Source organism: Actinoplanes sp. CA-131856 (genome assembly GCF_050956135.1).
Taxonomy (GTDB): domain Bacteria; phylum Actinomycetota; class Actinomycetes; order Mycobacteriales; family Micromonosporaceae; genus Actinoplanes.
Map to the genome: position 1 here is coordinate 1623520 of NZ_CP191849.1, position 12439 is coordinate 1635958.

Genomic DNA, 12439 nt, shown 5'->3' on the forward strand with positions numbered 1-12439 from the left:
GGTCGCATGACGGCGTTCGACGCCCAGCGGTTCGTCGCTGAGCCGGCTAAGGACAGCGGCTACGGGCGTACCCCGTTCCAACGGGACCGGGCGCGGGTGCTGCACTCGGCGGGCTTCCGCCGGCTCGCGGCCAAGACCCAGGTGCACACGGCCGGCTCCGACGACTTCCTGCGCACCCGGCTGACCCACTCGCTGGAGGTCGCGCAGATCTCACGCGAGATGGGCGAGCGCCTCGGCTGCGACCCCGACGTGGTCGACGTGGCCGGGCTCGCCCACGACCTGGGCCACCCGCCGTTCGGTCACAACGGCGAACACGCGCTGCACGTGGTGGCCGAGCCGTGCGGCGGCTTCGAGGGCAACGCGCAGACCCTGCGGGTGCTGACCCGGCTCGAGGCCAAGGTGCCCGGCGCCGGCCTCAACCTCACCCGGGCCTCGCTCGACGCCAGCTGCAAATATCCCTGGCCGAGGGAGCCGGGAAGAAGAAAATTCGGGGTGTACGAGGACGACCGCCCCGTCTTCGACTGGATCCGCCCGGCCGAGCTGGGGCGCCGCCGCTGCCTCGAAGCCCAGGTCATGGACTGGGCCGACGACGTCGCGTACTCCGTGCACGACGTCGAGGACGGCGTGCACGGCGGATATCTGGTACTGCGCCCTCTGCTGGCCGACCCCGGCGAACGTGCCGCGCTGTGCGCCGACGTGGCCACGACCTACTCCGACGAGACCCCGGAGGAGCTGGCCGGCGCCCTCGACGAGCTGCTGGCCGACCCGGTGGTGACCGAGGTCGCCGGGTACGACGGCACGTTCCGGGCCCAGGCCGCCCTCAAACGGATGACCAGCGTCCTGACCGGCCGCTTCGTCGCCGCGGCGGTCGGCGCCACCCAGAACCGGTACGGGATCGACAAGGTCCGCCGCTACGACGCCGACCTCGTCGTGCCGCGCACGGTGCGTAATCAGTGCGCGCTGCTCAAGGGCATGGCGTTGCGATACGTGATGAGGGCCCGGGCGGCCGAGTCCTGGTACGAGGAGCAGAGGACCATCCTCACCGAGCTTGTGCACGCTCTCACCCGTACACCCGAAGCTCTTGACCCGGTCTTCGCCCCTCTGTTCGAGGCTGCGCGCAGTGACGCCGAGGCGCTGCGGGTGGTGATCGACCAGGTGGCGTCGCTGACCGACCCGGCCGCCGTGGCCTGGCACCGGACCCTGGTGGCGGCTCGCGCCTGAGGCGAGGCAGGATGTATGCCGTGGCGGGCAGGGTCAAGGACGAGGACATCGCGCTGGTCCGTGACCGGACCTCGATCGCGGACATCATCAGCGAGTCGGTGACGTTGCGCCCGGCCGGCGGCGGCAACTTGAAGGGCTTGTGCCCCTTCCACGACGAGAAGACCCCGTCCTTCACCGTGGCGCCCGGGCGGAACGTGTACTACTGCCTCGCCGGTGAGACCAGGGTCATCACCGATCAGGGCATCCGCGAGATCCGTGAGCTGGCGGGCGGTTCGCACCGGGTCATCACCACTCATGGCCGGTTCGTCGAGGCTCCCTTCCACTCGTTCGGTGAGCAGCCGTTGCTGCATCTTCACCTGTCGAGAAACGGGCAGAAGAAGACAATCCGAGCGACCGCTGAGCACCGGTGGTTCACCCGGCGGGTCCGTGGCGGTGCCGAAAAGCGGACGGAGCGGACCACGGCCGAGCTTCGGCCGGGCGATCGGCTGGCTCATGTCTTTCCCCGATCACTCAAGACCCGCGATGGCGGTCACGCCCTCGCGCCGTCGCCATTCGGCATCGCGCGGGGCATCGTCTTCGGGGACGGCACGCTTCTGAACAAGGGCAGCATCGCGCTCCTGTACGGCGGTAAAGATCGAGAGCTGCTGAAATGGTTCCCGCTCAATGACACGTATGTGTCGGAGGACAAGGTCGTCGTCACCGACCTTCCGGCGTACTTCAAGACCGACCTTCCCCCGCTCACCGAGTCGCTTTCCTATCTCTTCGGCTGGTTGGCGGGATATTTCGCAGCGGACGGCGACGTTGCCGCGGACGGTTGCATCTCGCTCGACTCGGCCCGCCGCGAGCACCTCGAATACGTGCGTGACCTCTGCACGCGGATCGGCGTCGGGACGTACGGCATCCGGGAGTACACCCGGACAGGTTTCGCTGATCTCGAAAGGCCGTCCGGCGAAAAGGGATACACCGGGCCCATCTATCGGCTGACCCTCATGGGTGAAGACCTCCCCGAGGACTTCTTCCTCATCTCGGCGCATCGCGACCGCTTCGCCGCGGCGCGCAAGAAGTTCGAGCGCCGGGGCTGGGTGGTCGAGGCCATCGAGGACCACGGCGAGGTGGAGGAGGTCTTCTGCCCCGTGGTCGAAGGCACCCATGCCTTCGTTCTCGAAGACAACATCCTCACCGGCAACTGCCACGGTTGCGGTCAGGGTGGCGATGCCATCAAGTTCCTGATGGACGCCGAGCATCTGTCGTTCATCGAGTCGATCGAGCGGCTGGCCGGGCGTGCGGGCATTCAGCTGCGGTACGAGACCGACGACTCGCGGCCGTCGGCGCCCCGGCCGCAAGCGGGGCAGAAGCAGCGGCTGCTGGCGGCTCATGTGGCGGCCGCCGAGTTCTATCAAGGGCAGCTCTCCACGCCGGGAGCACGCAAGGCGCGGGAGTTCCTGGCCCAGCGTGGCTTCGGGCGGGACGCGGCCGAGAAATACGGGTGTGGTTTCGCCCCCGACACGTGGGACTCGCTGGCCAAACATCTGCGGCAGAAGGGCTTCTCGGCCGAGGAGCTGAACACCGCCGGGCTGACCAAGCCGGCCCGGTCCGGTTCGCTGATCGACCGGTTCCGGGGGCGGCTGCTCTGGCCCATCAAGGATCTGTCCGGCGATGTCATCGGCTTCGGCGCGCGCAAGCTGTTCGACGAGGACGACGGGCCGAAATATCTGAACACGCCCGAGACGCCGCTCTACAAGAAGTCGCACGTGCTCTACGGCATCGACCAGGCCAAGCGTGAGATGGCCAAGCGGGGCCGGGCGGTGATCGTCGAGGGTTACACCGACGTGATGGCCTGTCACGAGGCGGGCGAGCCGACGGCGGTGGCCACCTGCGGCACGTCGTTCGGGGTCGATCACATCGGGGTGCTGCGGCGGCTGCTGCTCGACAGCGACAGCGTGGTCGGCGAGATCATCTACACGTTCGACGGCGACGCGGCCGGTCAGAAGGCGGCGCTGCGCGCCTTCGAGGAGGATCAGAGGTTCGTCGGGCGTACGTTCATCGCGGTCAGCCCGGACAACATGGACCCGTGCGAGTTGCGCCTGGCCAAGGGTGATCTCGCGGTCCGCGACATGATCGCCGGGCGGGAGCCGCTGGTCGACTTCGCGCTGCGGCACACGATCGGGCGTTTCGATCTGGACACCGTCGAGGGCCGGGTCGAGGCGATGCGCCGCGCGGCGCCCCTGGTCGCCAAGATCAAGGACCGGGAGAAGAGGCCCGAGTACGCCCGTAAGCTCGCGGCCGATCTCGGCATGGACCTGGAGCCGGTGCAGCGGGCGGTGAACTCGGCCCTGCGCGGCACCCAGGAGCAGCCGGCGCCGTCGGCCCGGGCCAAGGCGGCGCCCGACTCGCCGCAGCGGCTGGTCGAGCGCGAGTCGCTGAAACTGGCGCTTCAGGAGCCGGTCATGGCGGGGCCGATGTTCGACTCGCTGGGCGCCGAGAACTACGCCGACCCGGTCTACGCGGCGATCCGCTCGGCGGTGGGCGCGGCCGGTGGGGCCTCGTCGGTCTCGTCCGGTGGCGTGGTCTGGATCGAGAAGGTCCGGGACAGTTGCGAGGACCTGGCCGGTCAGGGTCTGATCTCCGAGCTCGCGGTGGAGCAGCTCTACGTCGACGGTGCGGTCGATCCGCGTTATGTGCAGATCACCCTGGCCCGGTTGCAGGTCGGCTATGTGACCACCCGCATCCGGGATCTGAAGTCCAAGGTGCAGCGGCTCAACCCGGTCGCGCACAAGGACGAATATCTGGCTCTGGCGGGCGAGCTCTTCTCCCTCGAACAGCAGGCGCGTGCCCTGCGTGACCAGGCGGCAGGTGGACTGTGAGCTTGTTTCGTCGGCGTCCGTCGCTCCCGGCGGCGCTCAAGCCCGCGCTCGCTTCCGAGGAGCGGATCGTGGCCTGGGCCGCGGTGGAGCCGGAGCAGGCCGTGGTGGTCACCAACTACGGCGTGTGGCTGCCCGGCGCGGCGGCCCGGCTGGGCTGGCACGAGATCCACAAGGCGGCGTGGTCGGGGCGCGAGCTGCGGATCACCCCGGCCGAGGTGGCCGAGGAGCGGGACGGCTACACCGTGATGGTGGACGGACCGGTTCAGGCCTTCCTGCTGCTCGATCCGGGTCAGGTGCCCGATCAGGTGCGCATGCGGGTGTCGAAGTCGGTGGCGTACACCAACCACCATCCCGTGCAGGTGTCGACGAACCGTCCGGACAAGCCGTTCCTGGTCGGCGGGGTGCGGATCGTGGGGCGCCGGGTGACCGGGCGGGACGGCCTGTCGTGGGCGGTCCGCTACGACTCGGGCACCCCGGTGTCGCACCAGACGGTGATCGAGGTGACGGCGACCCTGGTCTCGGCCGCTCAGGAGGGCATGGCCGGCCCGGAGTGAGGATTTCTGTCGTACCCCCGCCCTAAGGTCCGTGGGTATGAGCTCCCTCATTCGCGCGCGTGGTCTCATCAAGCGGTTCGGCGACTTCACGGCCGTCGACGGCATCGACGTCGACGTGCGCCGGGGTGAGGCGTTCGGTTTCCTCGGTCCCAACGGCGCCGGCAAGAGCTCCACCATGCGCATGATCGGTTGCGTGTCGCCGCCGACCGGCGGGGTGCTCGAGATCCTCGGGCTCGACCCGGTGCGCGACGGTCCGCGCATCCGGGCCAAGCTCGGGGTCTGCCCGCAGCTCGACAACCTCGACATCGAGTTGAGCGTGCGGGAAAACCTGACGACGTACGCCCGCTTCTTCGGCATTCCGCGGCGGACGGCCCGCCGCCGCGCCGACGAGTTGCTCGAGTTCGTCCAGCTCACCGAGCGGGCCGACAGCAAGGTGGAGCCGCTGTCGGGTGGCATGAAACGCCGGCTGACGATCGCGCGGGCGCTGGTCAACGAGCCCGAGATCGTGCTGCTCGACGAGCCGACGACCGGCCTCGACCCGCAGGCCCGTCACCTGGTGTGGGAGCGGCTGTTCCGGCTCAAGCAGCAGGGCGTGACGTTGGTGCTGACCACCCATTACATGGACGAGGCGGAGCAGCTCTGCGACCGCCTCGTGGTGATGGACGCCGGCCGGATCGCCGCGCTCGGTTCTCCCCGCGAGCTGATCTCCTCCTACTCCACGCGTGAGGTGGTCGAGCTCCGCTTCACCGCCGAGTCGCAGGAGCCGTACGCGTCGAAGCTGGAAGGGATCGGTGAGCGCCTGGAGGTGTTGCCCGACCGCATCCTGCTCTACGTCTCCGACGGTGACGAGGCCGTCGCCGAGGTGCACCGGCGGTCGCTGAGCCCGGCCAGCGTGCTGGTGCGGCGCAGCAGCCTCGAGGACGTCTTTCTTCATCTCACCGGCCGGACGCTGGTCGACTGATGCTGTCCGTCTTCGAATATCACCTGGTCAACTACCGCCGCACATGGCGGGGGAGCGCGCTGTCGTCGCTGGTGCTGCCGCTGCTGACGATGCTGGGCTTCGGCGTGGGCGTGGGGTCGTATGTGGCGGGCGGTGTCGAGGGGGTGTCCTACCTCGACTGGATCGTGCCCGGTCTGATCGCCTCGACCGCGATGCAGACGGCGATCGGCGAGTCGACGTGGCCGGTGCTGAGCGCCTTCGAGTGGCTGAAGACCTATTTCGCGCAGGCGGCGGCGCCGCTGCGGGTGACCGACATCCTCGGCGGCCATCTGGCCTTCATGCTGTTCCGGGTGCTGATCAGCGCGGCCGCCTTCCTGGCGATCGCGCTGGCCTTCGGCACGCTGCACTCGTGGTGGTCGCCGGTGGCCCTGATCGTGGCCATGCTGGTCGGCCTGTCGGTGGCGGCGCCCACGGCGGCGTACGCGGCGACCATCACCAGCGACAGCTACCTGGCGATCCTGCTGCGGTTCGCGGTCCTGCCGATGTCGTTGTTCTCGGGCGTCTTCTTCCCGGTCGAGTCGCTGCCGGTGGTGTTGCGCTGGATCGCGTACGCGCTGCCGCTGTGGCACGGCGTCGACCTTTCGCGCGACGCCACCCTCGGCCTCGACCCGGGGTGGCTGGGCCTGGTGCACGCCGCCTACCTGATCGCGTGGTGTGCCGGCGGTTGCTGGCTGGCGCATCGCCGCTACCGCCGAAGGCTGGTGATCTGACGTGGTGACCCGGCTTCTCGTGTCCACCGGGATGGGCCGGCGGGCGGTCTCGGTGACCGAGCGGAACGTGGCCACGTTGCGCTCGGCGTACTGGATCGTGATGGTCTCCGGCTTTCTGGAGCCGGTGCTCTATCTGTTCTCGATCGGCGTGGGCGTCGGCGGCCTGATCGGCGACATCACGCTGCCCGGCGGCGAGGTGGTCGGTTACGCGGCCTTCGTGGCGCCGGCCATGCTGGCCGCGTCGGCGATGACCGGGGCGCTGTCCGAGACGACCTTCAACTTCTTCGGGAAGATGAAGTTCATGCGGCTCTACGAGGGCATCCTGGCCACGCCGGTCCGCCCGATCGAGATCGCGCTGGGCGAGCTGCTGTGGGCGATGGTCCGGGGCGCGCTCTATTCGGCCGCCTTCCTGGCCATCATGGTGGCGATCGACCTGACCACGTGGCCCCGGGCGCTGGTCATGTTCCCGGCCACCATCCTGGTCGGCTTCGCCTTCGGCGCCCTCGGCATGACGGTGTCGACGCTGATCCGCAGCTGGCAGGACTTCGACCTGATCGCCTCGGGCCAGTTCGCCCTGTTCCTGTTCTCCGGCACGTTCGTGCCCCTCACGGCCTATCCGGCGGCCCTGCGCTGGCTGGTCGAGATCACGCCGCTCTACCGCTCGGTCCACCTGATCAGGGCACTGAGCACCGGCACGGCCGGCTGGCCCCAGCTCCTGGACGTCCTCTACCTGCTGGCCCTGCTCACCGTGGGCCTGACCATCGCCGGCCGCCGCATGTCCCGCCTGCTCTGCAAGTGAGCATTGAAGATCGCCATGGTGATCGCCGGTTTGTTGCCGTGCGGCAAGTTCCTGCCGGGTGAAGTGGGTTAGTACCGGCTGGTGGCGGGCATCACTGTTGGGGGTCGCGCGAAGGTGGCCCTGCAAGAGATGCCCGCGCCTGGAGGTACGGCGATGAAGCTTTTTCACAAGCACGATGAGGAAACGGCTGCCGCCACGTCGGTGAAGGACGGGCACGCCGAGGCCGCGAACACACGGGGTGACGGTGAGGCGGCGTCGGCGCGGGACAAGGGCGCCCGCGACTACGACGTCGCCACCACCCGGACCGGTGAGGACCGGGACAACGACCTCAGCGCGGTGCCGCCGGAGGCCGGGCCGGACAGCCCGGCGGAGCTCAAGGGCAAGGGCATCTTCGCGGCCGTGAAGCGGACCTTCAAGCAGTTCTCGGAGGACAACATCTCCGACTGGGCGGCCGCCCTCACCTACTACGGTGTGCTCTCGATCTTCCCGGGGGCCGTGGTGCTCGTGTCGATCCTCGGCATGCTGAGCAGCGACGGCAAGGCGACCGTGACGCAGACGATCGACGACATCTCGGGCGGCAACACGCAGATCAAGGATCTCGTGAACACCGTGCTCAACCAGGTCGGCGACACCGGCACGGCCAGCTTCGCGGCCATCATCGGTCTCGTTCTGGCCTTCTGGTCCGCGTCCGGTTACATCGCCGCCTTCATGCGGGCGTCCAACGCCGTCTACGACGTGCCCGAGGGCCGGCCGATCTGGAAGACCCTGCCGATCCGGGTCGGCGTCACCGCCGTCATCGGCCTCATGCTGATCGTCTCGGCCTTCATCGTGGTCTTCACCGGTGACCTGTCGCGGGTCGTGGGTGAGAAGATCGGCCTCGGCGACGCCGCCGTGATGACCTGGAACATCGCCAAGTGGCCGGTCCTCGTGCTGCTGGTCAGCCTGATGTTCGCCATCCTGTACTGGGCCTCGCCCAACGCCAAGACCGGCGGCTTCCGCTGGGTCAGCCCGGGTGGCATCTTCGCCGTGGTGCTGTGGCTGGTCGCCTCCGGCGCCTTCGCGATCTACCTGGGCAACTTCGCCAACTACGACAAGACCTACGGTGCCCTGGGCGGTGTCATCGCGTTCCTGGTCTGGCTGTGGATCTCGAACATCGCGATCCTGCTCGGCGCCGAGCTCGACGCCGAGCTGGAGCGGGGCCGGGCCATCGCGGCCGGTCACGACCCTTCCGACGAGCCGTTCCTCGAGCTGCGCGACGACCGCAAGATCAAGAAGGGGAGCGAGCAGGGTCTCAGCAGCAGCTGACCTTGGATTTGAAAGGAGCGCCGGGCCTCAAAGCCCGGCGCTTTTTCGTGCGCCGAGGCGGGTCACTTTTGCTCATATAGACAAAAGTTAGGAATGATCTTCGAGAAGGTATGGACTCCTGAGGCGGAACGGGCCTACTGTGACGGGCACAACACCGCACGGTTACCGCGGTGTGAAGCGCCCCCGGAGGTCTCCGTGCACCTGGCCGATGCTCCCCACCTGCGCATTCTGCGCCTGTTGCGCGACGAGGGGCCAGTGTCCCGCGCCGAGCTGGGGGACCGTCTGGAGCTCACCCGCCCGCGCCTGCTGGCCGAGGTCGAGCGGCTCGTCACGGCCGGCCTGATCGCCGAGGCGGGCATGGCCGCCTCCCGCGGCGGGCGCCGGTCCACCCTCGTCGAGCTGCACCCGCGGCTGCGGTTCGCGGCGATCGACCTCGGGGCCAGCTCCATCGACATAGAGGTCACGAACGGCCGCCTCGAGCCGGTCGCGCTCTATCAGGAGAGCGCGGACATCCGCTCGGGGCCGCGGGTGATCCTCCAGCGGGTGAGCGAGCTGCTCGCCAAGGCCAAGACCGACGGCGCCTTCGACCGGCTCGACGCGGTCGGCATCGGCGTGCCGGGCCCGGTCAGCTTCCGCGACGGCGTGCCCGTCTCCCCGCCGATCATGCCGGGCTGGGACCGCTACCCCGTGCGCGAGTTCCTGGCCCGCGAGCACGGTTGCCCGGCCGTGGTCGACAACGACGTGAACATCATGGCCATCGGCGAGCGCCACGGCGGTGTCGCCCACTCGGTCGACGACTTCCTCTTCGTCAAGATCGGCACCGGCATCGGCTGCGGCATCCACCTGAGCGGCACCGTCTACCGCGGTGTCGACGGCTGCGCCGGCGACATCGGGCATATCCAGGTCGACCCGAACGGGCCGGTCTGCTCCTGCGGCAACACCGGCTGCCTGGAGGCGCTGTTCAGCGGCGCCGCCCTGGCCCGCGACGCGCTCGCCGCGGCGCGCTCCGGCGAGTCGCCCGCCCTGGCCGAGCGCCTCGCCGGCTATCAGGCCGCGGCCCGCCAGGCCGCCGAGACCGAGGGGGCCGACTACGAAGCCCTCGAGGAACGCATCACGATCACCGCCCGCGACGTCGCCGACGGCGCCGCCGAGGGCGACGTCACCTGCATCCGCTTGATAAGAGAGGGCGGCCGCCGCGTCGGCGGGGTCCTCGCCACCCTGGTGTCCTTCAGCAACCCTTCGATGATCGTCATCGGCGGGGGCCTGGCCCAGCTGGGTCATGTGCTGCTCGCCGAGATCCGCAGTGTGGTCTACCGCCGGTCGCTGCCCCTGGCCACCGGCAACCTACCCGTCGTCCTCAGCGAGCTGGGCAGCCGAGCCGGTGTCACCGGCGCCGCGGTGCTGGCCAGCGACACGGCATTCGAGCAGGCCTCATGACGATTCCCGCACCACGCGAAGCTTCCGAAGACGTCGTCCTCCGACTCACCGATGTGGTCAAGACCTTCCCCGGCGTGCGCGCGCTCGACGGCGTGCAACTAGAGGTCCGGGCGGGCGAGGTGCACTGCCTCCTCGGGCAGAACGGCGCCGGCAAGTCCACATTGATCAAGACACTGGCCGGCGTCCACCACGCCGACGGCGGCGAGATCACCTGGCTCGGGGAACCGTTCGCCCCGGCCACCCCGCAGGCCGCGATGCGCGCCGGCATCGCCACCATCTATCAGGAGCTCGACCTCGTCGACGATCTCTCGGTCGCCGAGAACGCGTTCCTGGGTCACGAGCAGACCCGCTTCGGCTTCACCAAGCGGCGCACGACCGCCTCGCGGACCAAGGAGATCCTGGCCCGGCTGGGCCACGGGGAGATCCCGCCGCGGCAGGCCGTGCGCAGCCTCCCGGCGGCCGGCAAGCAGATCGTCAGCATGGCCCGCGCGCTGTCGCACGAGGCCAAGCTGATCGTCATGGACGAGCCCAGTGCCGTGCTCGCTCATGACGAGGTGGAGAACCTGTTCCGGATCATCCGCGAGCTCACGGCCGAGAACATCGCGGTCATCTACATCTCGCACCGGCTCGAGGAGATCCGCGAGATCGGCGACCGGGTGACGGTGCTCAAGGACGGCCGCACGACCGCGGCCAACCTTCCGGCCCGCACCACGCCGACGCGCGATCTGGTCAGCAAGATGACCGGGCGGACCATCGAGTACGTCTTCCCGCCGCGCCGCACGCTGGAGGAGAAGCAGCCGCTGCTCGTGGTCGACGGCCTCACCCGCGAGGGCGAGTTCGCCGACGTGAGCCTGACCGTCGCCCCCGGCGAGATCGTCGGCATCGCCGGCCTGGTCGGCTCGGGCCGCTCCGAGCTGCTGGAGACCATCTTCGGCGCGCGCCGCGCCGACAGCGGCACGATCACGCTGGACGGCAAGCGCATCCGGTCGCTGGGCACAGCCGTACGCAAGGGAATGGGAATGGCCCCCGAGGAGCGCAAGAGCCAGGCGCTGCTCCTCGACGAGCCGATCTACAAGAACATGACACTCTCGTCGTTCTCCGGATTCGCGCGCGCCGGCTTCACCGACGCGGGCGGCGAGCGCAAGGCGGCCGAGCGCACGGCCGACTCGCTGGAACTGCGCCCGCGCGATGTGATGCGCCCGGTGCGCACGCTCTCCGGCGGCAATCAGCAGAAGGTCGTCGTCGGCCGGTGGCTGCTCGGCGACACCCGGCTGCTGCTGCTCGACGAGCCCACCCGCGGCGTCGACGTCGGCGCGCGGGCCGAGCTCTACCAGGTCATCCAGGGCCTGGCCGAGAGCGGGGTGGGGGTGCTGCTCGTCTCGAGCGAGGTGCCCGAGGTGCTCGGACTGTCCGACCGGGTGCTGGTCATGCGCGAGGGGCGGCTGATCCGCGAGGCGCCGGCCGACCAGATCGACGAGGACACCGTGCTCGACCTCGTGATGGCGGGGTCGTTGATGGAGGGAGAGCCAGCATGATCACCGAGACTGCGCCTCCCGAGGTGCAAAAACGCGCGCAACGCCGGCACATCGACGACAACGTCATCCGCAACCTCGGCCTGGTCGGGGTCCTGATCCTGCTGATCGTCGTCGGCATCATCACCAAGCCGGATCTCTACAGTGACCCGACCTGGGTGAAGAACAACTTCCTGACCATCCTCCAGCAGGCGTCGGCGATCGGCGTGGTCACGGTCGGCATGACCTTCGTGATCATCGGCGGCGGCATCGACCTCTCGGTCGGCGCGATCATCGCCCTGGCCGGCGTGTGGGCCACCACTCTGGCCACACAGAGCTACGGCGCGGCCGGCATGATCTTCACGGCGCTGGTCGTGGGCCTGTGCGTGGGCCTGGTCAACGGGGTGCTCATCTCGTACGGGAAACTGGTGCCCTTCATCGCGACCCTGGCCATGCTGGTCGCGGCCCGCGGTCTGGCGGCCCAGATCTCGGGCAAGCAGACCCAGGTGTCGGCCAACACGTTCATCAACGACCTGGCCGCCAACAAGCTCCTCGGCATCCCGATGCTGGTCTGGATCCTGGCCCTGGTCGTGGCGGCCGGTTGGGTCCTGCTCAACCGCACCACCTTCGGCCGCCGCACGGTCGCGGTCGGCGGCAACCCCGAGGCGGCCCGGCTGGCCGGCATCAACGTCAAACGGCACACACTTCTTCTGTACGCCCTGTCGGGCCTCTGCTGCGGCATCGCCGCCATCATGTTGACGTCCCAGGCGACCAGTGCTCAGGCCGCCATGGCGAACCTGTACGAGCTCGACGCGATCGCCGCCGCTATCATCGGCGGCACGCTGCTCAGTGGCGGTCGCGGCACCATCATCGGCGCCCTCTTCGGGGTGCTGGTGTTCTCCACGATCACGAACCTGTTCGCGATCAACAATCTCTCCACCGAGGTTCAGAACATGGTCAAGGGCGGGATCATCGTGCTCGCCGTCCTGATCCAGCAGTTCCGCTATCGCTCCCTCACGCAACTCCTCAAGCGCTGAT

The 12439-nt window shown here is 69.0% G+C and carries 10 protein-coding genes; all 10 read left to right on the forward strand.

Annotated elements, in window-relative coordinates; genetic code table 11:
- The first annotated feature begins 6 nt into the window (after positions 1-6).
- On the forward strand, positions 7-1221 hold the full coding sequence (locus ACQP2X_RS07845; RefSeq protein ID WP_498695372.1) for a deoxyguanosinetriphosphate triphosphohydrolase: 1215 nt from the start codon (positions 7-9) through the stop codon (positions 1219-1221).
- Between the two features lie 11 nt (positions 1222-1232).
- The gene (dnaG, locus tag ACQP2X_RS07850; RefSeq protein ID WP_498695373.1) at positions 1233-4085 is read left to right on the forward strand and encodes a DNA primase; all 2853 of its coding nucleotides are present in this window, start codon (positions 1233-1235) and stop codon (positions 4083-4085) included.
- Positions 4082-4639, forward strand: a complete 558-nt coding sequence (locus ACQP2X_RS07855; protein WP_498695375.1) for a hypothetical protein — start codon at positions 4082-4084, stop codon at positions 4637-4639. The genes dnaG and ACQP2X_RS07855 overlap by 4 nt, the downstream gene beginning before the upstream one ends.
- Positions 4640-4676: 37 nt before the next feature.
- Positions 4677-5600 (forward strand): ABC transporter ATP-binding protein, encoded by a 924-nt coding sequence (locus ACQP2X_RS07860; RefSeq protein WP_498695376.1) that lies wholly within the window; start codon positions 4677-4679, stop codon positions 5598-5600.
- Positions 5600-6349 carry an ABC transporter permease gene (locus ACQP2X_RS07865; RefSeq protein ID WP_498695378.1) on the forward strand — a complete coding sequence of 250 codons (750 nt, stop codon included), beginning with the start codon at positions 5600-5602 and terminating at the stop codon, positions 6347-6349. The genes ACQP2X_RS07860 and ACQP2X_RS07865 overlap by 1 nt, the downstream gene beginning before the upstream one ends.
- A gap of 31 nt (positions 6350-6380) precedes the next feature.
- Positions 6381-7148, forward strand: a complete 768-nt coding sequence (locus ACQP2X_RS07870; protein WP_498700852.1) for an ABC transporter permease — start codon at positions 6381-6383, stop codon at positions 7146-7148.
- A 153-nt stretch (positions 7149-7301) separates the two neighbouring features.
- Positions 7302-8453 (forward strand): YihY/virulence factor BrkB family protein, encoded by a 1152-nt coding sequence (locus tag ACQP2X_RS07875; protein ID WP_498695379.1) that lies wholly within the window; start codon positions 7302-7304, stop codon positions 8451-8453.
- A gap of 195 nt (positions 8454-8648) precedes the next feature.
- Positions 8649-9890, forward strand: coding sequence for an ROK family transcriptional regulator (locus ACQP2X_RS07880; RefSeq protein ID WP_498695380.1), 1242 nt, complete (start codon positions 8649-8651; stop codon positions 9888-9890).
- Positions 9887-11425, forward strand: coding sequence for a sugar ABC transporter ATP-binding protein (locus ACQP2X_RS07885; RefSeq protein ID WP_498695381.1), 1539 nt, complete (start codon positions 9887-9889; stop codon positions 11423-11425). Before ACQP2X_RS07880 ends, ACQP2X_RS07885 begins: the two co-directional genes overlap by 4 nt.
- Positions 11422-12438, forward strand: a complete 1017-nt coding sequence (locus tag ACQP2X_RS07890) for an ABC transporter permease (RefSeq protein ID WP_498695382.1) — start codon at positions 11422-11424, stop codon at positions 12436-12438. The genes ACQP2X_RS07885 and ACQP2X_RS07890 overlap by 4 nt, the downstream gene beginning before the upstream one ends.
- Position 12439 lies beyond the last annotated feature (1 nt).

What these genes read in the sequence shown, in the direction of transcription:
- ACQP2X_RS07845 (WP_498695372.1), top strand. Translation starts at nt 7, where the DNA reads ATGACGGCGTTCGACGCCCAGCGGTTCGTCGCTGAGCCGGCTAAGGAC.
- dnaG (WP_498695373.1), top strand. Translation starts at nt 1,233, where the DNA reads ATGTATGCCGTGGCGGGCAGGGTCAAGGACGAGGACATCGCGCTGGTC.
- ACQP2X_RS07860 (WP_498695376.1), top strand. Translation starts at nt 4,677, where the DNA reads ATGAGCTCCCTCATTCGCGCGCGTGGTCTCATCAAGCGGTTCGGCGAC.
- ACQP2X_RS07865 (WP_498695378.1), top strand. Translation starts at nt 5,600, where the DNA reads ATGCTGTCCGTCTTCGAATATCACCTGGTCAACTACCGCCGCACATGG.
- ACQP2X_RS07870 (WP_498700852.1), top strand. Translation starts at nt 6,381, where the DNA reads ATGGGCCGGCGGGCGGTCTCGGTGACCGAGCGGAACGTGGCCACGTTG.
- ACQP2X_RS07875 (WP_498695379.1), top strand. Translation starts at nt 7,302, where the DNA reads ATGAAGCTTTTTCACAAGCACGATGAGGAAACGGCTGCCGCCACGTCG.
- ACQP2X_RS07885 (WP_498695381.1), top strand. Translation starts at nt 9,887, where the DNA reads ATGACGATTCCCGCACCACGCGAAGCTTCCGAAGACGTCGTCCTCCGA.
- ACQP2X_RS07890 (WP_498695382.1), top strand. Translation starts at nt 11,422, where the DNA reads ATGATCACCGAGACTGCGCCTCCCGAGGTGCAAAAACGCGCGCAACGC.